General features: G+C 74.1%; 16 protein-coding genes. 8 read left to right on the top strand and 8 right to left on the bottom strand.

The features are described from left to right. Positions 1–2 precede the first annotated feature (2 nt). Positions 3–1,691, top strand: coding sequence for an NADH-quinone oxidoreductase subunit M (locus PV796_RS21795; RefSeq protein WP_274915009.1), 1,689 nt, complete (start codon positions 3–5; stop codon positions 1,689–1,691). Continuing rightward, entirely contained in the window at positions 1,688–3,340 is a 1,653-nt protein-coding gene (gene nuoN, locus PV796_RS21800) for an NADH-quinone oxidoreductase subunit NuoN (protein WP_274915011.1), read from the top strand. Before PV796_RS21795 ends, nuoN begins: the two co-directional genes overlap by 4 nt. Before the next feature lie 90 nt (positions 3,341–3,430). Here the strand turns inward: nuoN and PV796_RS21805 are convergent, their stop codons facing one another. Together PV796_RS21805 and fahA are read right to left on the bottom strand one after the other, a co-directional pair. Continuing rightward, entirely contained in the window at positions 3,431–3,919 is a 489-nt protein-coding gene (locus tag PV796_RS21805; protein WP_274915013.1) for a hypothetical protein, read from the bottom strand. A 188-nt stretch (positions 3,920–4,107) separates the two neighbouring features. Next, positions 4,108–5,325, bottom strand: a complete 1,218-nt coding sequence (gene fahA / locus PV796_RS21810) for a fumarylacetoacetase (protein ID WP_274915014.1) — start codon at positions 5,323–5,325, stop codon at positions 4,108–4,110. Positions 5,326–6,179: 854 nt separating this feature from the next. Here fahA and PV796_RS21815 point away from each other — a divergent pair. From PV796_RS21815 to PV796_RS21830, 4 genes are all read left to right on the top strand, one after another. Then, positions 6,180–7,193, top strand: coding sequence for a polyprenyl synthetase family protein (locus PV796_RS21815; protein ID WP_274915015.1), 1,014 nt, complete (start codon positions 6,180–6,182; stop codon positions 7,191–7,193). A 330-nt stretch (positions 7,194–7,523) separates the two neighbouring features. Then, entirely contained in the window at positions 7,524–8,771 is a 1,248-nt protein-coding gene (locus PV796_RS21820) for a LolA family protein (RefSeq protein ID WP_274915016.1), read from the top strand. A 163-nt stretch (positions 8,772–8,934) separates the two neighbouring features. Then, entirely contained in the window at positions 8,935–9,972 is a 1,038-nt protein-coding gene (locus PV796_RS21825; protein ID WP_274915018.1) for an ABC transporter ATP-binding protein, read from the top strand. Beyond that, positions 9,959–10,903 carry an ABC transporter permease gene (locus PV796_RS21830; RefSeq protein WP_446750616.1) on the top strand — a complete coding sequence of 315 codons (945 nt, stop codon included), beginning with the start codon at positions 9,959–9,961 and terminating at the stop codon, positions 10,901–10,903. Before PV796_RS21825 ends, PV796_RS21830 begins: the two co-directional genes overlap by 14 nt. 46 nt (positions 10,904–10,949) lie before the next feature. On the opposite strand, the gene rarD is transcribed toward PV796_RS21830, so the two are convergent. The 6 genes from rarD to PV796_RS21860 form a co-directional block, all read right to left on the bottom strand. Then, entirely contained in the window at positions 10,950–11,975 is a 1,026-nt protein-coding gene (gene rarD / locus PV796_RS21835) for an EamA family transporter RarD (protein ID WP_274915020.1), read from the bottom strand. 219 nt (positions 11,976–12,194) lie between these two features. After that, positions 12,195–13,289, bottom strand: coding sequence for a 2-oxoacid:ferredoxin oxidoreductase subunit beta (locus PV796_RS21840; protein WP_274915022.1), 1,095 nt, complete (start codon positions 13,287–13,289; stop codon positions 12,195–12,197). Next, entirely contained in the window at positions 13,282–15,234 is a 1,953-nt protein-coding gene (locus tag PV796_RS21845) for a 2-oxoacid:acceptor oxidoreductase subunit alpha (RefSeq protein WP_274915023.1), read from the bottom strand. Before PV796_RS21845 ends, PV796_RS21840 begins: the two co-directional genes overlap by 8 nt. A gap of 305 nt (positions 15,235–15,539) precedes the next feature. After that, entirely contained in the window at positions 15,540–16,199 is a 660-nt protein-coding gene (locus PV796_RS21850; protein ID WP_342456964.1) for a response regulator transcription factor, read from the bottom strand. 187 nt (positions 16,200–16,386) lie between these two features. Next, on the bottom strand, positions 16,387–17,766 hold the full coding sequence (locus PV796_RS21855) for a sensor histidine kinase (RefSeq protein WP_274915024.1): 1,380 nt from the start codon (positions 17,764–17,766) through the stop codon (positions 16,387–16,389). 175 nt (positions 17,767–17,941) lie between these two features. Next, the gene (locus PV796_RS21860) at positions 17,942–19,162 is read right to left on the bottom strand and encodes a sensor histidine kinase (RefSeq protein WP_274915025.1); all 1,221 of its coding nucleotides are present in this window, start codon (positions 19,160–19,162) and stop codon (positions 17,942–17,944) included. A 147-nt stretch (positions 19,163–19,309) separates the two neighbouring features. On the opposite strand from PV796_RS21860, the gene PV796_RS21865 reads away from it, so the two are divergent. Both PV796_RS21865 and PV796_RS21870 read left to right on the top strand, forming a co-directional pair. Beyond that, positions 19,310–20,431 carry a secretion protein snm4 gene (locus tag PV796_RS21865; protein ID WP_274915026.1) on the top strand — a complete coding sequence of 374 codons (1,122 nt, stop codon included), beginning with the start codon at positions 19,310–19,312 and terminating at the stop codon, positions 20,429–20,431. A 148-nt stretch (positions 20,432–20,579) separates the two neighbouring features. Then, the gene (locus tag PV796_RS21870; protein ID WP_274915027.1) at positions 20,580–22,187 is read left to right on the top strand and encodes a hypothetical protein; all 1,608 of its coding nucleotides are present in this window, start codon (positions 20,580–20,582) and stop codon (positions 22,185–22,187) included. The last annotated feature ends 67 nt before the right edge of the window (positions 22,188–22,254 follow it).

Genomic DNA, 22,254 nt, shown 5'->3' on the forward strand with positions numbered 1-22,254 from the left:
CCATGTCGTTTCCCCTGCTGACGGCGACCGCCGCGGTGCCGGCGATCGGTGCGATCGCCACCGCCGCGGTGCCCGCCGCCAAGCGCACCGTCGCCAAGTGGCTGGCGCTGCTGTTCTCGCTGGCCACGTTGGCGCTCGCGCTGGTGATCGCGGTGCGCTTCGACCCCGGCGCCAAGGGCCCGTTCCAGCTCACCGAATCGCACGCCTGGATCCGGGACTTCGGGGTCCGCTACGACCTCGGCGTGGACGGCATCGCGGTCGCCCTGATCGCCCTGACCGCGCTGCTGATCCCGTTCGTGATGCTGGCCGGCTGGCACGACGCCGACCCCCTGGAGGGCGCGGCCGCGCCCGACAGCGGCTCCGCCGCGGGCCAGCGCCGCTACAGCTGGCGGCCCACCCAGGGCTTCTTCGCGCTGATCCTGGCGGTCGAGGCGATGGTGGTGCTCTCCTTCGAGGCCACCGACGTCTTCCTCTTCTACCTCTTCTTCGAAGCCATGCTGATCCCGATGTACTTCCTCATCGGCGGCTTCGGGGACCGCGCCGGCGGGCGCGGCGAGCAGCAGGCCGCCGCCCAACGGTCGTACGCCGCGGTGAAGTTCCTGCTGTACAACCTCGTCGGCGGCCTGATCATGCTGGCCGCGGTGATCGGGCTGTACGCCGTCACCGCCCACCAGTTGGGCACCGGCACCTTCTCGCTCACCCAGATCGTGCAGGCCCGGGCGTCCGGCGCGCTGACCATCGGCACCGGCACCGAGCGGCTGCTCTTCCTCGGCTTCTTCTTCGCCTTCGCGGTGAAGGCGCCGCTGTGGCCGCTGCACACCTGGCTGCCCAACGCCATGGGCGAGGCCACGTCCCCGGTCGCGGTGCTGATCACCGCGGTCGTCGACAAGGTCGGCACGTTCGCGATGCTGCGCTTCTGCCTCCAGCTCTTCCCGGAGGCCAGTAGCTGGGCCACCCCGGTGATCCTGGTGCTGGCGCTGATCAGCATCGTCTACGGCGCGCTGGTCGCGGTCGGCCAGCGGGACATCAAGCGGCTGATCGCCTACGCGTCGATCTCCCACTTCGGCTTCATCATCCTGGGCATCTTCGCGATGACGTCCCAGGGCCAGGGCGGCGCGACGCTCTACATGGTCAACCACGGCATCTCCACCGCCGCGTTGATGCTGGTGGCCGGCTTCCTGATCAGCCGCCGCGGCTCCCGTCTGATCGCGGACTTCGGCGGCGTGCAGAAGGTCGCCCCGGTCCTGGCCGGCACCTTCCTGGTCGGCGGTCTGGCCACCCTGTCGCTGCCCGGCCTGGCGCCCTTCGTCAGCGAATTCCTGGTCCTGGTCGGCACGTTCAGCCGCTATCCGGTGATCGGGATCATCGCCACCCTCGGCATCGTGCTGGCCGCGCTCTACGTCCTCGTCCTCTACCAGCGGACGATGACCGGCCCGGTCAGGGCGGAGGTCGCCAAGATGCCCGACCTCAGGGCGCGCGAGCTGGTGGTGGTCGCGCCGCTGATCGCGCTGCTGCTCTTCCTCGGGGTGTACCCCAAGCCGCTCACCGACATCGTCAACCCGGCGGTCCAGCACACCCTGTCCGTTGTGGACAAGAAGGACCCCAGGCCCACCGTGCAGGTGGACGCCGTGCCCGGGGCTGGCCGGCACGGCCAGCCCGCGCAGACCCAAGATGTGGAGGCCGCGAAGTGAGGTCCGTGGCAAGTGTCCACAGCCTGTGGACGGTGGCGGCCGGGACGCCGGGCAGGATCCCGGCCCCGAAGATCGAGTACGTCCAACTATCGCCGACGCTCATCGTCCTCGGCGCCGCGGTGCTCGGCATCGTGGTCGAGGCGTTCTGGCCGCGCCGCAGCCGGTACTACGCCCAGGTGCTGCTGTCGGTGGTGGCGCTGGCCGCCGCGTTCGCCGCGGTGATCGGCCTGGCGGCGGGCGGATTCGGCTCGTCCAAGGCGCATCTGGCGGCGATGGGCGCGATCGCGGTGGACGGCCCGGCGCTGTTCCTCCAGGGCACCATCCTGCTGGTGTCGCTGATCGCGGTCTTCACCTTCGCCGAGCGCCGGTTGGACCCGGCGGCCGACGGGAAGCCGGTGGACTCCTTCGCCGCGCAGGCCGCGGCCGTCCCCGGCGGCGAGGCCGAACGGGCCGCGGTCAAGGCCGGGTTCACCACCACCGAGGTCTTCCCGGTGCTGCTCTTCGCGGTCGGCGGCATGCTGGTCTTCCCGGCCGCCAACGACCTGCTGACCCTCTTCATCGCCCTGGAGGTCTTCTCCCTCCCGCTCTACATCCTGTGCGCGCTGGCCCGCCGCCAGCGGCTGCTCTCGCAGGAGTCCGCGGTGAAGTACTTCCTGCTCGGCGCCTTCTCCTCGGCGTTCCTGCTGTTCGGCGTCGCCCTGCTCTACGGCTACGCCGGCACCGTCAGCTACGCCGGGATCGCCGAGGTGATCTCGGGCGGCGCCCAGCGGGTCGATCCGGCGCTGGCCGGCACGATGGGCAATGACGCGCTGCTGCTGATCGGCGGGGCACTGGTGCTGATGGGGCTGCTGTTCAAGGTCGGTGCGGTGCCCTTCCACATGTGGACGCCGGACGTCTACCAGGGCGCCCCGACGCCGGTGACGGGCTTCATGGCGGCCGCCACCAAGGTCGCCGCGTTCGGCGCGCTGCTGCGGCTGCTCTATGTCGTACTGCCGGGGATGCGCTGGGACTGGCGGCCGGTGATGTGGGGCGTGGCGATCCTGACGATGCTGGGCGGCGCGATCCTGGCCATCACCCAGACCGACATCAAGCGGCTGCTGGCCTACTCCTCCATCGCGCACGCCGGGTTCATCCTGGCCGGTGTCATCGCCGCCAGCGAGGACGGCATCTCCTCGGTGCTCTTCTACCTGGCGGCCTACTCCTTCGTCACGCTCGGCGCGTTCGCCGTGGTGACGCTGGTGCGGGACGCCGGCGGCGAAGCCACCCACCTGTCCAAGTGGGCCGGGCTCGGGCGGCGTTCGCCTCTGGTGGCCGCGGTCTTCGCGGTCTTCCTGCTGGCCTTCGCGGGCATCCCGCTGACGTCCGGGTTCGCCGGGAAGTTCGCGGTGTTCAAGGCGGCGGCGGAGAGCGGCGCGGGCTGGCTGGTGGTGATCGGTGTGATCTCCTCGGCGATCGCGGCGTTCTTCTACATCCGGGTGATCGTGCTGATGTTCTTCAGCGAGCCCAAGGCCGACGGCCCCACGGTCGCGGTGCCCAGCGTCCTGACGTCCGGCGCCATCGCGGTCGGCGTCGCGGCCACACTGGTGCTGGGCGTGGCACCGCAGTACTTCCTCGATCTGGCCGGGCACGCGGGGCTCTTCATCCGCTGACCCGCCGACGCACCACGCGCGGCCGCCGTCCGGTGCCCCAAGGGGGCGCCGGACGGCGGCCGTTTGCGCGCCGGTCGGTCGGCCGCGCGGTCAACTCTTGGGCATCTCCGGCAGCTTCGGCATCTCCGGCACCTTCACGCTGCCGTCGTCGGCCTTGGTGTAGTGCTCGGTCGGGCCGCCCTTCCACTTCACGGTCAGGGTCTTGCCGTCCGCGCCCGGTTCGAGGACGCCCATGGTGTGGCTGGTGGAGCCGTCGGTGCACTTGAGGACGGCCATGGTCGCGCCGCCCATCTTCTCCACCTTGCCCATGCAGGCGGACTGGTGCCCCTTGCTGAACGCGGCGGTGCCCTTGGCGACCACCAGGACCAGCGGACTGGCGGAGGAGCCGCTCTTCCAGGCGCCCTCGATGGCGCCCGGCTGCGCGGCCTTGCCGTCGCCACCGGTCGGGGCCGAGGGGGTGGACTTGGGTGAGGTGCTGGGGGTGCCCGCGTCCTTGCCGCGCTCGCCGCTGCTTCCGCAACCGCTGAGCAGGAGCGCGGCGATGGCGGCCACCCCGGCGAACTGCGCTGCCTTGCGCACGTACGTCTCCTCCGTCGTCGTGGGACAGGGAGACGTGAGGCTAGCAGCGGAACGGGGCGCGTGGTGCGGCCAGTTGACCGTCGCGCCCCTTTCCTCCCGTATGGCGCGCTCGATGGCCCGCCGTGCGCTCCGCCCGGCCGCCTCCGCCGCCGGCTCCGCGGGGACGGGCGGAGGCGCCGGGCGGTGGGTCACGCCGGGAGTTGGGCGGCCGGCAGCACCCGGCCGGTGACCTCGCCGAGCCCGATCCGGCCCCCGTCCGGGCCGGGCGCCCAGGCGGTGAGGGTGACCTCGTCGCCGTCCTGGAGGTAGGGGCCGTTGCCCTTGGTGAGCTCCAACAGGCAGCCGAGCTGGTCGGGTTCGGGCCCGGAGACGGTGCCGGAGGCGTAGAGGTCGCCGGTGCGCAGCGACGCCCCGTTGACCGTCATGTGGGCCAACTGTTGGGCGGCCGTCCAGTACATCGACGCGAACGGCGGGCGGGAGATCACCTCGCCGTTGAGCCGCACCTCGATGCGCAGGTCCAGGCCGCCCGGCTCGGCGTCGGCGTCGTCCAGGTACGGCAGCGGCGCCACGTCCCGGGTCGGCGGCGCCGTCCGGGCCGCGTCGAAGGCGTCCAGCGGCGTGATCCAGGCGGAGACCGAGGTCGCGAAGGACTTGCCGAGGAACGGGCCGAGCGGCACGTACTCCCATGCCTGGAGGTCGCGGGCGGACCAGTCGTTGACCAGGCAGACGCCGAAGACGTGGTCCCGGAAGTCGGCCAGGCCCACCGGCGCGTGCAGCGCGGAGGGCGTGCCGACGACGAAGCCGACCTCGGCCTCGATGTCCAGGCGGGTGGACGGGCCGAAGACCGGCGCCGGGTCCTGCGGGCCCTTGCGCTGGCCGTGCGGCCGCACCACCGGGGTGCCGGTCACCACGACGGTGCCGGCCCGGCCGTGGTAACCGATCGGCAGGTGCTTCCAGTTGGGCGGCAGGGCGGCGCCGTCGGGGCGGAAGATCCGGCCGACGTTGGTGGCGTGGTGCTCGCTGGAGTAGAAGTCGACGTAGTCGGCGACCTCGAAGGGCAGGTGCAGGGTGACGCCGTCCAACGGGCGCAGCAGCGGGGCCACCGCGGTGCGGTGCGCGGGGTCGGTCAGGGCGGTGCGGACGGCCGCGCGGACCTCCTGCCAGGCGGGGCGGCCCGCGGCCAGCAAGGGGTTGAGGGTGGCGGCGCCGAGCAGCGCGGCGTGCGGCGCGGGCACCAGGCCCGGCACGGCGTCCGGGAGGGACGCCAGGTCGAGGACGTGGCGGCCGTAGCGGACGCCGAGCCGGCGCAGGCCGGGGGCGTCGGCGGTGCTGAAGACGCCGTAGGGAAGGGTGTGCGGGCCGAAGGGGTCGCCTTCCGCCAGGTCGAACGGGTTCTGCTCGGGCATGGGGACTGCTCCTCGCGTTCGTCGTCGCCGGTGGGCGGCCGGTGGGGCGCCCCCGCCCGAACTGCGGTGTGCGCGGGGGCGGGCGCTCCGGGGTGCCGGTGGGTCCGTCGATCAGGGTACGACCGGTGGCGATCAACGGGGCGGCCCTCGGCGGGGAACGTGCGGTCGGTGACCGGGAAATGGCGGGCGGGGCGGTCGCCCGCGGTGCGTCGGGCCGCGGATGCCATGAATTGCCGCTCATTGCCGGTAATTGCTGTGAGTTGCCGTGGATTGCCGCGGATTGCCGGAGGTGCTCAGGGGCGCCGGGGAGCGCGGGAGCCGCGGGGGATGGCTCGGGAGGGTAGGGGAGTTCCGGAGTGGTGGGGGAAGTGCCGTGCCGTGCTTCGCCGTTCGGGCCGATGGGGGTGCCGGCCCGGTGGGCGCACCGGTCTTGGGGGCGTCTTGGCCCGAGGGTGCGCCGGGCGGTTGCGACGTTCACGACTCTCCCACGGCTCCTCCACGGCTCCGCGGAGCGGGACGGGGGCGCCCGCCCGCCGTCCGCTACCGATGGAGAGTGAACGGCGCGGGCCCGACGAGGGTCGGCCGGACTTCTGCCGGGTGCCCGTTCCGCCGGTCACCACTGGGATGCCAGGGGCTCTTGAGGCATCTGCTGCCCCTGTCGTCCCACCGTCCCCACGGAAGGCCGGGCCGGAAATCGATCAAGAACAGACCCGCGGGACGGCTTCTGTGCTGGCCGAGTGGTTCGGGGGGCGGGCGCTCGCGGTGATCCAACCGTGACCGGATACGCTGGCCAATGGTGAAGACAGCGACAGATCGACATTCCGTTTGATCGTCAGCAGACAGGAGTACCCCTCGTGACCGTCGTCGGGCCCATTGGGCTGAGCGTGCGGGACAAGGCTCTCGAAGCCGATGTCCAGGCCGGGTTGGCGGCTGTCGAGGAGGGCCTACTGGAGGCCACCAAGAGCGATGTGCCGTTCATCACCGAGGCCGCGCAGCATCTGGTGCGCGCCGGCGGCAAGCGGTTCCGTCCGCTGCTGGTGATGCTGGCCGCCCAGTTCGGCGACCCCTTCAGCCCCGGCGTGGTCCCCTCGGCCGTCGTCGTGGAGCTGACGCACCTGGCGACGCTCTACCACGACGACGTGATGGACGAGGCCGAGGTGCGCCGCGGCGTCGCCAGCGCCAACGCCCGCTGGGGCAACTCCGTCGCGGTCCTCACCGGCGACTTCCTCTTCGCCCGCGCCTCGCACATCCTCGCCGACCTCGGTCCCGACGCGGTCCGGATCCAGGCCGAGGCGTTCGAGCGCCTGGTGACCGGCCAGATCCTGGAGACCGCGGGCCCGCGCGACGGCCGCGACCCGGTCGAGCACTACCTGGACGTGCTCGCCGGCAAGACCGGCTCGCTGGTCGCCGTCGCCTGCCGCTTCGGCGCGATGATGTCCGGCGCCGACGAGACGATCGTCAACACCCTCACCCAGTACGGCGAGCGGCTGGGCACGGCCTTCCAGCTCGCCGACGACGTGCTGGACATCGCCAGCGACTCGCACGAGTCCGGCAAGACGCCCGGCACCGACCTGCGCGAGGGCATCGCGACGCTGCCGGTGCTGCGGCTGCGGGCGCTCGCCGAGTCCGACGCCGGCACCGCCGAGGACCGGGCGCTGTGCGAGCTGTTGGCCGGCGACCTCACCGACGACGCGCGGCACGCCGAGGCGCTGGCCGGGCTGCGCGCCCACCCGGCGCTGGAGCAGGCGCGGCGGGACACCGTGCGCTACGCCGAGGAGGCCCGCGCGTCGCTGGCGCCGCTGCCGGAGTGCTTGGCGAAGACGGCCCTGGAGGGGCTGTGCGACACGGTGGTGCACCGGGCGGGCTGAGCCGCCGGCACCGAACGTCGGGGCCGGGCCCGGACGTTCCGTCTTTCCCTGCCTTCCCTGACGTCCCCTAGGGCTTCCCCTACGGCATCCCCGCCGGGGTGCTGCGCCCGCGGTCGTACGTGTGCCGCCGGGCGGTGCTCCGGTGTCATCCCACAGCAGTACGCGGAGTTGGCCCTGCGGGTTGACGCTGTCGTGCGCGAGATTTGGTGGGATGGAAACACCACGAAGCGGCGGAGCGGGCCATCATGGTCCGGCGGACTGGGGCACACCAGCGCCTGCTGGGGGAGCGTGCGCGACACCACACCGCCGCACACGACGGAGGTAGGCCAGATGGTAGGGAACGAACCGACTGAGGTCGCCGGGGAATGGGACGGCGGGCGCTCCGCGAAGCGCCGTAAGGCGGTGCGGTACGCCGTGCCGGTCGCGGTGGCGGGGGTGACGGCCGCGACGATCGGGCTGGTCCCGGCGTTCGCCGGATCCGGTTCCCCGGATCTGCCGAAGATCTCCGCCCAGGACCTGATAGCGAAGATCGCCAAGTCCGACGTCCAGCAGCTCTCCGGCACGGTCCAGGTCACCACCGACCTCGGCCTGCCCGCCCTGCCGGGCGGCGTGGGTGCCGGCGGCTTCGGCGGCGGCGTGAAGGGCGGCGGAGCGGGCGCTTCCGCCTCGCCGCAGAGCAAGTTGACCGAGCTGGCGTCCGGGACGCACACCCTGCGGGTCGCCGCCGACGGCCCCGAGAAGCAGCGGGTGTCGCTCGTGGGCCAGTCCGCCGACTACACCCTCATCCACAACGGCAAGGACGTCTGGGCGTACGACAGCGGCAGCAACACCGTCGTGCACCACACCGCCCCCAAGGGCGCCCACCACGGCACCCCGCGCGACCTGCCCAAGGACGTGCAGAACGCCACCCCGCAGGAGCTCGCCAAGCAGGCGCTGAAGGCGGCCGGGGACACCACCTCGGTGACGGTCGGCGACACCGCCAAGGTCGCCGGGCGGGACGCGTACCAACTCGTCCTCACGCCCAAGCAGGCCGGCTCCACGGTCGGTTCGATCCGGGTCGCGGTGGACGCCGCCAACGGCGTCCCGCTGAAGTTCACCCTCACCCCCAAGAGCGGCGGCCCGGCCGCGATCGACGTCGGCTACACCCGCGTCGACTTCGCCCGCCCGGCCGCGGACACCTTCGCCTTCACGCCGCCCAAGGGCGCCAAGGTGGAGAACGGCGAGGGGGCCGCGGGCAAGGCCGCCCGCCAGCACGGCAAGGACCTCGGCGACCTCAACGGCCTCAAGGACCACAAGGGTTCGCAGGACGTCGGCGGGTTCCATGTGCTCGGCGAGGGCTGGACGTCCATCGCCACCCTCAAGGCCCCCGGCGGGCCCGGCGGCAAGGACCAGCTCGCCAAGGGCGAGGCCGGCAAGCTGATGGACAGCCTGGGCTCCAAGGTGACCGGCTCGTTCGGCTCCGGCCACCTCTTCAGCACCCGACTGGTCAACGCCCTGCTCACCGACGACGGCACGGTCTATGTGGGCGCCGTCGACAAGCAGGCCCTGATAGCCGCGGCCGACGCCGCGAAGAAGTAACGGGCCAGGGGCGGCGGCTGGGCCGCGCCGCGTCCCCCGCCCGGGGGCACGGCGCGGCCCGTACGCGGTCCACACGGGCCGGTGAACGGTCCGCACGCCCTGTCGGGTGCTCCACAGGGGCGTGACCCCAAGGGGCCGTCATGCGCGAGGAGTTGGGGGGACCATGCCATCACCACCATCCGCGGACGAGGAGCACGCGGCGCCGCGGGACGCGGAGCGGGTGATCGAGACCCGCGGGCTGACCAAGACCTACCGCGGCGGCCGGCCCGCGGTGGACGGCCTGGACCTCGCCGTGCCGCGCGGCAGCGTCTTCGGGTTCCTCGGCCCCAACGGCTCCGGCAAGACCACCACCATCCGGATGCTGATGGGGCTGATCGAGCCGACCGCCGGCACCGCCCGGGTCCTCGGGCGGACGATGCCCGGCGCGGTCCGCCAGGTGCTGCCCAGGGTCGGCGCGCTCATCGAGGGCCCGGCGCTCTACGGCTTCCTCAGCGGCCGGGACAACCTGCGCCGGTTCGACGCCGCCGACCCGGCGGCCGACCCCCGCACCCGGAGCGAGCGGGTCGGCCGGGCGCTGGAGCGGGTGGGCCTGGCCACCGCGGCCGGCAAGAAGGCGCGCGCCTACTCCCTCGGCATGAAGCAGCGCCTGGGGCTGGCCGCCGCCCTGCTCCAGCCGCGCGAACTGCTGGTGCTGGACGAGCCGACCAACGGCCTGGACCCGCAGGGCATGCGGGAGATCCGCACCCTGGTACGGGAGTTGGCGGCGGACGGCACCACGGTCTTCCTCTCCTCCCACCTCCTCGACGAGATCGAGCAGGTCTGCACCCATGCCGCGGTGATGGCCCGGGGCCGGCTGGTCGTCCAGGGCCCGGTCGCCGGCCTCACCTCCACCGTGCTCGGCCCGGCCGCCCGCGCCCGGCTGGTGGTGGCCACGCCCGATCCCGCCGAGGCGATCCGGGTGCTCGGGGAGCGCGGCCTGACCGGGCTGCGGGCCGACGGCGACCGCGTCATGGGCGAACTGCCCGCGGCCGTGCCCCGGGGCGCGGCGCCGGCGGCCGACTCCACGCCACCGGACCCGGCGGAGCTGAACGCCGCGCTGGTCCGCGCCGGGGTCCGGGTCCGGGCCTTCGGCACCGAACGAGCGTCCCTGGAGGACGTCTTCGTCCAGCTCACCGGGGAGGGGTTCGATGTCGCGGGATGAGATGGCGGAGCGACCGGCGCGACGGGCCGGGGTGGTGGCGGCGATGGTGCCCCCGCCACCACCCCCGCCCGCACCCTCGCCCTCGTCGGAGGCGCGCCGGGCCCACCGGGCGCGCTGGTCACCGGAGTTGCTGCGCAGCGAGCTCGCCACGACGTTCCGGCGCTGGCGCACCCTGGTCCTGCTGGCGGTGCTGGCCGCCGTCCCGGTCCTGGTCGGCATCGCCGTGCGGATCCAGACCCGGGGCTCCGGCGACGACCGCGGCCCGGCGTTCCTCGCCGGGATCGCCGGCAACGGCCTCTTCCTCGTCTTCACCGCCCTCGCGGTGACGCTGCCGGTGTTCCTGCCGATGGCGGTCGGGGTGATCGCGGGCGACGCGGTCGCCGGCGAGGCGCACACCGGGACGCTGCGCTACCTCCTCGTCGCCCCCGCCGGCCGCGGCCGCCTGCTGCTCGCCAAGTTCGCCACGATCATGGCGTTCTGCGTGCTGGGCACCCTCGTCGTGGCGCTCTCCGCGCTGATCACCGGCGCGCTGCTGTTCCCCCTGGGCAAGGTGACGCTGCTGTCGGGGACGTCCATATCCTTCGGCGAGGGGCTGCTGCGGGCGCTGGCCGTCGCGGGCGTCGTGGCGCTCTCGCTGCTCGGGGTGGCGGCCCTCGGCCTGTTCGTCTCCACCCTCACCGACAGCGGCGTCGCCGCCATGGCCACGACGGTCGGCCTGGTGCTCACCGCCCAGATCCTGGACGGCATACCGCAGCTCCAGGCCGTCCAGCCGTACCTCTTCCCGCACTACTGGCTGTCCTTCGCCGACCTGCTCCGCGACCCGGTCTACTGGGACGGGATCTGGCGGGACCTCGGCCTCCAGGCGCTCTACGCCGCGGTGTTCGGGTCGGCGGCCTGGGCGCGGTTCACCACCCGCGACATCACGACCTGACGGCTTGACCCGGCCCGCCGCCCGCCGCCCGCCCGCGCCCGGCGGCTTACCGGCCCGCCTCCCCGGCGCCGGCCGGCGGGGCGGCGGCCGAAGGAGCCGCCGGCTCCGCCGCGGCGCGCCCGACCCCCGCCGCCTCCGTCGCCGCCTTCTCGCCCGCCAGTGCCCCCGCGGCGGCCAGCGCGGCCCGCCCCCGTCGGGCGGTCCGCAGCGCGTCCCAGGTCAGCATCGCCAGCGCGGCCCAGACCAGCACGAAGCCGGCCCAGCGCTCGGCCGGCATCTCCTCGTGGAAGACCGTGAGCCCCAGCAGGAACTGGAAGGTCGGCGCCAGGTACTGGAGCATCCCGAGGGTGGTCAGCGGCAGCCGCACCGCCGAGGCGCCAAAGCAGATCAGCGGCACCGCGGTCGCGACGCCGCACCCCGCCAGCAGCAGCGCCTGCCCGGTCCCGCCGCTGACGAACACGGACTGCCCGCGCACGCCCAGGTAGATCAGGAAGCCCAGCGCCGGCAGTGCCTGGAGCGCGGTCTCGGCGCTGAAGCCCTCGATGCCGTCCAGCTTGATGCCCTTCTTCACCAGCCCGTACGTGGCGAACGACAGCGCCAGCCCGAGCGCGATCCAGGGCATCCGCCCGTAGGCGACGGTCATCACGACCACGGCCAGGGTGCCGACGCCCACCGCTGCCCACTGGAGGGGCCGCAGCCGCTCGCGCAGCACCAGCACCCCGAACGCGATGCTCACCAGCGGGTTGATGAAGTAGCCGAGCGAGGCTTCCAGGACGTGCCCGGTGTTGACCGCCCAGATGTAGAGGAACCAGTTCAGCGAGATCACCACGGCGCAGACCAGCACCAGCCCGAGCCTCTTGGGCTGGCGCAGCAGCGGGCGGATCCAGGACCAGCGGCGCAGCGCGGCCAGGATGACCAGGGCCACCGGGAGCGACCAGGCCATGCGGTGGGCCAGGATCTCGGCCGGCGCGGCGGCGTCCAACAGGTGCCAGTAGAGCGGCAGTAGGCCCCACATGGTGTAGGCGGCGAGGCCGTACGACAGGCCCGCGCGCTGGTCGGTTCGAGACGGCAAGGGGCCCTCCAGAGGGTGCGGTCGATCCTGTGCAAGGTAGCGCCGCCCGCCCCTGATGTCATGCGCGTTCCGAAATACGGTCATGACATCAGGGGCGGGTCGGTGGGGCGTGGCCCGTGCCCCCCCCTCAACGCCGCGGCGGGCGCCCGCCGGAGCGCGCCTGCGCGCTCGCTGCGGACACCCGCCGGGGGTGTGGCCTGATCCGGCCCGGGTGTGCGGCTAGCCGACGACCGTCCAGGTGTCGCTGCCGGCCAGCAGGGCGGACAGGTCGCCCTTGCCCTTCTGCTCGACGGCGGTGTCCAACTGCTCGGCCATCAACGCGTCGTAGACCGGCCGCTCGACGTCCCGCAGCACGCCGATCGGGGTGCGGTAGAGGGTGTCGGGGTCGGCGATCCGGGACAGCGCGAAGGCCGTGGTGGGGGAGGGGCTGTGCGCGTCGTGCACCAGCACGGCGTCGGCGCCCTCCTCGGTGACGTCGATGACCTTGAGGTCGCCGGTGGCCGGGTCGCGGACGACGCCCTTGGCGCCGAGGCCGTCGGCCGCGGGGGCGCCGAACCGGATCGGCTGCCCGTGCTCCAGCCGGATCACCGCCTCCTGCGCCTGGTCCTTGTCCTTGAGCGCCTCGAAGGCACCGTCGTTGAAGATGTTGCAGTTCTGGTAGATCTCCACCAGGGCCGTGCCCGGGTGGGCGGCGGCCGCGCGCAGCACCGAGGTGAGGTGCTTGCGGTCGGAGTCGACGGTGCGGGCCACGAAGGACGCCTCGGCACCCAGCGCCAGCGAGACCGGGTTGAACGGCGCGTCCAGCGAGCCCATCGGCGTCGACTTGGTGATCTTGCCGAGCTCGGAGGTGGGGCTGTACTGGCCCTTGGTCAGCCCGTAGATCCGGTTGTTGAACAGCAGGATCTTGAGGTTGACGTTGCGCCGCAGGGCGTGGATGAGGTGGTTGCCGCCGATGGAGAGGGCGTCGCCGTCGCCGGTGACCACCCACACCGACAGGTCGCGGCGCGAGGACGCCAGCCCGCTGGCGATGGCCGGGGCGCGGCCGTGGATGGAGTGCATCCCGTAGGTGTTCATGTAGTACGGGAAGCGGGAGGAGCAGCCGATGCCGGAGACGAAGACGATGTTCTCCTTCGCCAGGCCGAGCTCCGGCATGAAGCCCTGGACGGCGGCGAGGACGGCGTAGTCGCCGCAGCCGGGGCACCAGCGCACTTCCTGGTCCGACTTGAAGTCCTTCATGGACTGCTTCGCCGTGGCCTTGGGCACCAGGGAGAGCGCCTCGACCGGCGCGGGCGTCGCCGCGGCCGTGTCAGTCATTGATGGCCTCCTTAAAGACCTCCGCGAGCTGCTCGGCCTTGAACGGCATCCCGCTGACCTGGGTGTGGATGCGTGCGTCGACGAGGTACCTCGCGCGCAGCAGCATGGCGAGCTGGCCGAGGTTCATCTCCGGCACGATCACCTTGTCGTAACGCGCGAGGACCTCGCCGAGATTCCCCGGGAAGGGGTTGAGGTGGCGCAGGTGCGCCTGAGCGATGCGCTGCCCCGCGCCCCGGACCCGCCGCACCGCCGCGGTGATCGGCCCGTAGGTGGAACCCCAGCCCACCACCAGGGTGTCCGCGCCGCTCCCGGACTCGTCCTTGGGGTCGTCGACCTCGACGTCGGGGACGGCGATGCCGTCCACCTTCGCCTGGCGGGTGCGGACCATGAAGTCGTGGTTGGCCGGGTCGTAGGAGATGTTGCCGGTGCCGTCCTGCTTCTCGATGCCGCCGATGCGGTGCTCCAGGCCGGGCGTGCCGGGCAGCGCCCAGGGGCGGGCCAGGCTCTCCGGGTCGCGCTTGTAGGGCCAGAACACCTCGGTGCCGTCCGCCAGCTCGTGGTTGGGGCCGCTGGCGAACTGCACGCGCAGGTCGGGGAGTTGGTCGACCTCGGGGATCCGCCAGGGCTCCGAGCCGTTGGCCAGGTAGCCGTCGGAGAGCAGGAAGACCGGGGTGCGGTAGGTGAGCGCGATCCGGGCCGCGTCCAGCGCCGCGTCGAAGCAGTCGGCCGGCGTCTTCGGCGCCACGATCGGCACCGGCGCCTCGCCGTTGCGGCCGTACATCGCCTGCAGCAGGTCGGCCTGCTCGGTCTTGGTGGGCAGGCCGGTGGACGGGCCGCCGCGCTGGATGTCGACGATCAGCAGCGGGAGTTCGAGGCTGACCGCCAGGCCGATGGTCTCCGACTTCAGCGCCACACCGGGCCCGGAGGTGGTGGTCACCGCCAGCGAGCCGCCGAACGCCGCGCCCAGCGCCGCGCCGATGCCCGCGATCTCGTCCTCCGCCTGGAACGTCCGCACGCCGAAGTTCTTGTGCTTGGACAGCTCGTGCAGGATGTCCGAGGCCGGGGTGATCGGGTACGAGCCCAGGTAGAGCGGCAGGTCGGCCTGGTGGGACGCGGCGACCAGGCCGTAGGAGAGCGCAAGGTTGCCGGAGATGTTGCGGTAGGTGCCGGTCGGGAAGGCCGTGGTGGCCGGCGCGACCTCGTAGGAGGTGGCGAAGTCCTCCGTCGTCTCGCCGAAGTTCCAGCCCGCCCGGAAGGCCGTGACGTTCGCCTCCGCGATGTCCGGCTTCTTCGCGAACTTCGCCCGCAGGAACTTCTCGGTCCCCTCGGTGGGCCGGTGGTACATCCACGACAGCAGGCCCAGCGCGAACATGTTCTTGCTGCGCTCGGCCTCCTTGCGGGAGAGCCCGAACTCCTTGAGCGCCTCGATGGTCAGCGTCGTCAACGGCACCGGGTGGACGTTGTACGCCGAGAGCGTGCCGTCCTCCAGCGGGTTGGTCGCGTAGCCGACCTTCGCCATCGGGCGCTTGGTGAACTCGTCGGTGTTGACGATGATCTCCGCGCCGCGCGGCACGTCGCCGATGTTGGCCTTCAGCGCGGCCGGGTTCATCGCCACCAGGACGTTCGGCGCGTCGCCGGGGGTGAGGATGTCGTGGTCGGCGAAGTGCAGCTGGAAGCTGGAGACGCCGGGCAGCGTGCCGGCGGGGGCGCGGATCTCGGCGGGGAAGTTGGGCAGCGTCGACAGGTCGTTGCCGAACGACGCCGTCTCGGACGTGAAACGGTCACCGGTGAGCTGCATGCCGTCACCGGAGTCGCCGGCGAACCGGATGATCACCCGGTCCAGGCGCTGGACCTCCTTGCCCGCGCCGCCGTCGCCGGACGCGCGCTGTTCCCCGACAAGCGCTCCGTCGGCCTGTTCGGCTGTGCTACTGACCTGGCTGGTCACTGCTTCGGACCTCCCTCAAGGGGTACGGCGACCCCGCCGGACGCAGGGCGTGGGACGGGTCGTACCGACCGGTTGTCCCATAACCATCGTACGTGGGTAAGGGTGCCCTTCCCTGGACCGGTCACATGATGGACGCCGGGATGAGACACCGTTCTGTCATGGTTTGTCATCGAATTACTGCCCCCGTCACCCCGTCTCCCTCACCCGGCGCCCTCATCCATTGGTGCTAGGACCATCGTTCTACGCCGGGGCCCCGACCGCCGGCAGATCGGGACATCGCCGATATCCGACAGAGTGTCAGCCCGCTAGGAGTTGAGGTAGGTGAGGACCGCGAGCACCCGGCGGTGATCCCCGTCACTCGGCGTCAGGCCCAGCTTGAGGAAGATGTTGCTGACGTGCTTCTCGACCGCGCCGTCGCTGACCACGAGCTGCCGGGCGATCGCGGAGTTGGTCCGGCCCTCGGCCATCAGCCCCAGCACCTCGCGCTCCCGCGGCGTCAGATGGGCCAGCACGTCCTGCTTGCGGCTGCGGCCCAGCAACTGGGCCACCACCTCCGGGTCCAGCGCGGTGCCGCCGCCGGCCACCCGGACCACCGCGTCCACGAACTCCCGCACCTCGGCGACCCGGTCCTTGAGCAGATAGCCGATGCCCCGGCTCGACCCGGCCAACAGCTCGGTGGCGTACTGCTCCTCGACGTACTGCGACAGCACCAGCACCCCGACCTCCGGGTGGTCCCGGCGCAGTCGGAGCGCGGCCCGCACGCCCTCGTCGGTGTGGGTCGGCGGCATCCGCACGTCGGCCACCACCACGTCCGGCGGAGTGCCCGCGCCGGCCAGCTCGGCCACCGTCCGCACCAGCGCCTCGCCGTCGCCCACGCCCGCCACGACCTCGTGCCCGCGGTCGGTCAGCAACCGCGTCAGCCCTTCCCGCAGCAGCACCGAGTCCTCGGCGATGACCACCCGCACCCTGTCCTCCACGACGACGATTCCCCCCACGTTCCGCACGTTCCCTACGGTCCAGCCTGCTGCCCCCAGCATCCCAGCATCCGGACCGGGGCGGGTGGGCGAGGGGGAAGTAGGGGAGCGGGGCACGCGCGCGGGTGGGGCCGGACCCCCGTCCCGGTCCCACCCGCGCGGGCCGTACGCGCCGCCGTCAGCCGCGCCAGGGCAACTCGGCGGTGACGACGGTGGGGCCGCCGGCCGGCGAGTCCACCGCCAGCAGGCCGTCGACGGCGGCCAGCCGCTCGGCGAGCCCGGCCAGCCCGCCGCCGGCGGCGGTGCTCGCGCCGCCCCGGCCATCGTCCGACACCAGCAGCATCAGCCTGCCCGCCCGTCGCCCACCACCGCCCGTGTCCGAGGGCCCTGCGGGCCCGCCCCCCTCGTGGTGCCAGACATCCACCGCGGCGTGGTCCGCGCCGCTGTGCTCGGCGACGTTCCGGAGCAGTTCGGAGACGGTGAAGTAGGCCATGCCCTCGATGGCCGCGGCCGGGCGGCGGTCCAGGTCGACCTCGACCGCGACCGGCACCGGGCAGCGCCCGGCCAGCGCGGAGAGCGCCGGGCCCAGGCCGCGGTCGGTGAGGATCGCCGGGTGGATGCCGCGGGCCAGGTCGCGCAGCTCCTGGAGCGCGATCTTCACCTCGCCGTGCGCCTCGTCCACCATCGCCGCCGCCGCGCGCGGGTCCTGCGCCAACTTCTCCTTGGCCAGCCCCAGATCCAGCGCCAGCGCCGCCAGCCGGGCCTGCGCCCCGTCGTGCAGGTCCCGCTCGATGCGCCGCAGGTCGGCGGCGGCGGTGTCCACCACCACCCCGCGGTCCGACTCCAGCTCGATGACCCGGGTGGCCAGCGACGACGGTCCCAACAGCCCGCGCACCAGCAGCCGGTCCACCTGCGTCAGCCCGCGGAACAGCCACGGCCCGGCCAGCACCATCAGCAGCCCGACCCCGCCGCTCACCGCGGCCGCCACCGCCGGGCTCACATAGAGGACGGTGGTGCCGTCGCCCCACAACTGGACGCCCGGCAGCGCGGCGTACGGGCGCACGAGCCAGAACCACAGCGGGAAGGTCAGCAGCGCCCACCCCACCGTCCAGAACGTCACCGCCAGGACGAACGCGAACAGCGCCCACGGGAAGACCAGGAACGCATAGAGCAGATGCCGCCAGGACGCCCCGCTCTTGAGGACCGCGCCCACCCACGCCATCAGCCCCGGCTTCGCGGGGCGCAGCGGCTCCGGCGCGGCCACCTGAAGCCCCAACAGCGCCCGCGCCCGGGCCCGTTCCAGCGCGCCCAGCCCCCGGCCGCCGGCCAGCCCGCCGGCCAACACCGGGACGCCCAGGAACGTGATCAGCAGCCCGGCGCTCAGCGCGACCACGGTGACCGCGTAGCCGAACGTCAGGCAGGCGATCGGCAGGCTCAGACAGAGGTGGAGGAACTCGCGCCAGGTGCGCCCGGCGAAGGGGGCGCGCAGGCCCACCGGCACCCGGGGGCCGTCGGGCCGCGGCGGGTGGGCGGGGTGCGCCAGATACGCGGTGTCCATGTCTCGTCGTCGTCCTTCTGCCGTGGCGTCCGGCGCCGGCCCGGCGCCGATTCCGGGTGGCGCTGCCGGCCCCTGCCGGCTCCGTCCAGCGTCGGGCACCGCCGGCGCCCGGGCCATGAGGCTGCTCGCAGTCTTCCGCCGGGGGTTTTCCCCACCCCGGCACCGGCCGCCGCGGTCAGCGCCCGCCGGCGCCCCGCCGCTCCGCGGCACCCGAGGGCCGCTGCCGCCACGGCACCTCCGCGGTCACCCGGGTCGGCCCGCCCTCCGGCGAGTCCAGCACGAACAGCCCGTCCACGGCCCCCAGTCGGTCCGCCAGTCCGGCCATCCCGCTGCCGCCGTCGAGCCGCGCCCCGCCCCGCCCGTCGTCGTGCACCTGGAGCAGCAGCCGGTCCCGGGACCGCCACACCTCCACCGAGGCGCGCCGCGCCCCGCTGTGCTTGGAGACGTTCTGGAGCAGCTCGGAGACGGTGAAGTAGACGATCCCCTCGATCGCCGGGGCGGGCCGCTCGGCCAGGTCCACGGAGGTGGTGACCGGCACCGTGCAGCGCCCGGCCAACGAGGCCAGCGCGGGCCCCAGTCCGCGGTCGGTGAGGATCGCCGGGTGGATGCCGCGGGCCAGGTCGCGCAGCTCCTGGAGGGCCAGCTTCACCTCGCCGTGCGCCTCCTCCACCATCGCCGCCACGGTCTCGTCGGCCTGCCCCTCCAGCAGCTTCTCCTTCGCCAGGCCGAGGCCCATGGCGAGCGCCACCAACCGGGCCTGCGCGCCGTCGTGCAGGTCCCGCTCGATCCGGCGCAGATCGGCCGCCGCGGTGTCGGTGACCACCATCCGGTCCGACTCCAGCTCGGCGATCCGCCGCTCCAACTCGTCGGACGGGGACAGCAGTCCGCGCACCATCACCCGGTCCGCGTTGGACAGCCAGCGCGCCAGCCACGGCAGCACCGGCCAGGCCACGAACAGCGACACCAGGGTCACCGTGAAGGTGAAGATCCCCCACGGCAGCCGGACCACGGCGAACAGCGCGTGCCGCCAGGCCACCGGGTCCGTCAGGCGCGCCCACAGCCACCCGAAGAAGCCGCGCTCCCGGGCGTGCGGCGGGCTCGGCTCGGCCACCACCACCCCGAGCCAGGCGCGCGCCCGGGCCCGCTCCAGCTTCCCGTAGAGCCGACAGGCCATCAGGCCCGAGGCCAGCAGCGGCAGTCCGACGACGGTGAGCGAGAGCCCCGCCCCCAGCACCAGCCACACCACCAGCACCGCGAACGCGGCGACGTCCAGCGGGAGGTTGACCAGCAGATAGCCGATCTCCCGCCAGGTCCGGCCGCTGAGTGGGGCCCGCGGCGGCGGGAGCGCCACCCCTTCGGCGTCGTCGGCGGCAGTGCGCTGGGATCTTTCCGTCATACGCCCAGCTTGCCGGGGTCCGCGGCCGACTGCCATGGGGTTCGTCGGGTGGCGAGTGGGGGGTTTGCCCCACCTGCCGTGCGCGGGGCCCGGGTTGGCGCGGGACGCTGTGGACAGCGCGCGGCGGCGGGCCCGTATGGTGTTGCGGTGCGAAACGGCCGCGTGGACATGACGAGTGGGACGGCGGGTGCGGCCGCGGGCCCGGGCCGGCGCGGCGACGCCGGCCGGCCCACGACGGGACCCGCCGGCACCGCCGGCCCCCCGGCCGCCGCCGGCCGGCGCTGGGACGACTGCGGCCGGAACCGGACCGCGGTCCTGGCCAGCGTGCTGCTCGCCGCCGTCGCCGGGATCTGCGCGAGCACCTGGTACGGCGCCGACGCCGCCTCCTGGTTGGGCGCCGCGGCCGTCGGGTGCGCGGGCGGCGGCGCGGCGCTCACCGCGGCGCCCGGCCGCCGCCCCGTCGGCACCGCCCTGCTGCTGACCGGCGGCACCCTCGGCCTCCTCGCCGCCTGGCAGGCCGCGCCCGGCGCCGCCCGGCTCGCCGCCACCGGACTCACCGCCGCGGCCACCCTGGCGCTGCTCGGCCTCCGCACCCGGCTGGGGCGCGGCGGCCTCACCGGCGCGGCCGCGGTCGCGCTCGCGGTGGCCGGTTGGGAGCTGGCGCTGGCCCTGACCGACCCGGTCCGCACCGGCGTCGTCCTCGGCTTCCTCGCCGTCCTGGCCCTCGGGGCGCTGCCCCGGCTGGCCCTGCGCACGGCCGGACTGACCGGATGGGACGAGAAGCACGCGGGCGGCACCCCGGTCAGCCGCCACCAGGTGGCCGCCGCGCTGGCCGCCACCCACCAGGGGTTGGCCCCGGCCACGGTGGCGACGGCCGCCTCCGCCGGCGCGGCCGGCGTCCTCGTCGCGGGCGCGCCCGGCCCCTGGACGGTGCTCACCGCCCTGCTGCTCGCCGTCGTGCTGTTCTCCCGGGCCCGCGCCTACCCCCTGGCCGTGCAGGTCCTCGCCCTGCTCGCCGCCGGAACGGCCGTGTGCGTACGGCTCGTTCTGCTCTGCGCGACGGACGGCGACGCCCCGGCGCTCGCCCTGACCGCGCTCGGGCTGCTGGCGGCGCTGCCCCTGGTGGCGCTCGCCGTCCGCCTCCCGGACCCGTTGCGCAACCGGCTGCGGCGCTGGCTGGACGTGGTGGAGTCGGTGAGCACGGTGGCGCTGATCCCGGTGGGCCTCGGCGCGTTCGGGCTCTACGGGACGCTGCTGGGTGGCGCGTGACGAGGAGAGGCCCGGTGGCGGCGGAGGCGACGGGGAGTTCCTGTGAAGACCAGGCGGCGCGGGAACGTTCCGGCCGGCCGGGGGAGTTGGGAAGGCGGGGGCGGTGACTGCGGCGAGCACGGAAGGCGTGGGGGGAAGGGTAGTGGACGTGGCGAACGGCAACGGTGCCCCCGCTTCGGGCGGTTCCGGCGGCGGCGACGGTGCGGGCGGTTCGGCGGCGACGGGTGCGGCGCCGGGCGCGCTGCCCGCCGCGGTGCCGATGCCGCCGGCCGCCCCGGCACCGGGCCCGGCCCCTGCCCCGGTGCCGACCCGACCGGTGCCGGTCACGGCCGGACCGTCTCCGTTCGATCCGCCGCCGGCGCCGGTGCACCCGTCCCCAGCGGCGCCCGCGCCCGGTCCCGCGCCCGTCAACCCGGCCGTGGCGCCGGCCAGTTCGGCTCCGGCGGCGACTGTCCCGCTTCCGGCGCCCGCCCCGCAGGTCCCGTCCGCCCCTCCGGTGGCCCAGGCCCCGGCAGCCGCCCCGCTGCCCCCGGTGGCGCCCGCACCGGCCCCCGGGCCCGCCCCCGGTTCCTACGGGCGCGCCGGGATGCCCGCGCGCACGCCCGTCTCCGTGCCGTTGCTGCCGCCCGAGTTGGCCGACGGGCAGCCCCGGCCGCGTCGCGGTGACCCGCTGCCCCGGCGCGCCGGCCGGGCCCTGCGCCGGGTGTTCGCCTCCTCGCCGGCCGCCGAGTCCGCCGCCCTGACCCGGGCCGCGTCCGCCATCCAGCAGCCGGTCTCCAGCGGCCGGCAGATCGCGGTGTCCAGCATCCGCGGCGGCGCCGGCAAGTCCACCGTCGCCGCCCTGCTCGCGCTGACCTTCGCGCACTACCGCCCCGACCCGGTGCTCGCCGTCGAGGCCGACCCGGCGCTGGGCACCCTCCCGCACCGGCTCGGCGCCCGCGAGGTCCGCTGGTCGGGCTCCGACCTCGCGCAGATCCTCGACCCGTCGATGCTGATCACGGATCTGACGGGCTATCTCCTCCCGTTCGCCGGCGGCGGCTGGCTGCTGCCCGGCAGCCAGGGCGCCATCGGCACCCGCCTGGACATCGACGCCTACCGCGTGCTGATGACCTCCCTGCGCCGGCACTTCGCCGCCACGGTGGTGGACTGCGAGACGCTGCCCGCCGAGGTCGCGCGCACCGCGCTGGTGACCACCCAGGCCCGGGTCCTGGTCACCCCGGCGACCCCGGAGGGCGTGGCCGCCACCCGTTCCGTACTGGACTGGATCGGCGGCCTGCACCCCGGCCTGCTGCCGACCGCGGTCGTGGTGCTCACCCACTCCTCGCCGGACAGCGGCGTCGACGTCCGCAAGGCCGCCGCGCATCTGGGCGCCGGCGGCGCCGCGGTGCTGCCGCTGCCCTACGACCGCCACCTGGCGGCGGGCGGCGCCATCCGCACCGAGCTGCTGGGGGCCCGCACCCGCGAGGCCGCGGCGCGGATCGCGGCCGAGGTCATGCACCGCGCGGTCTCCCGCGACCCGTCCCGCCGCCAACAGCAACAGCAACAACACCAGCAACCGCAGCAGCACCGACCGGCGCCGCCGCAGCCGCCCACCCAGGGGACCGCCCCCTACGCGGCCCCGACCCCGGCGCCGCAGGGCTACCCCCAGCCCCAACAGCCGCCGGTGTCCCCACACCCCCAGATGCCCCCGCACCCCCAGGCGCCACCCCGGCCCACCGACCCCCGCACCCCGTACGGCGGCGGCACCTCGCACTGACCGCGGCTGCCGCCCCCCCGCCCCGACCGCACTCCGATCCCGCCCATCGGACGCTCCCCGTCCGCAG

Origin of the sequence: Streptomyces sp. WZ-12, from assembly GCF_028898845.1 — a bacterium.
Classification (GTDB): domain Bacteria; phylum Actinomycetota; class Actinomycetes; order Streptomycetales; family Streptomycetaceae; genus Streptomyces.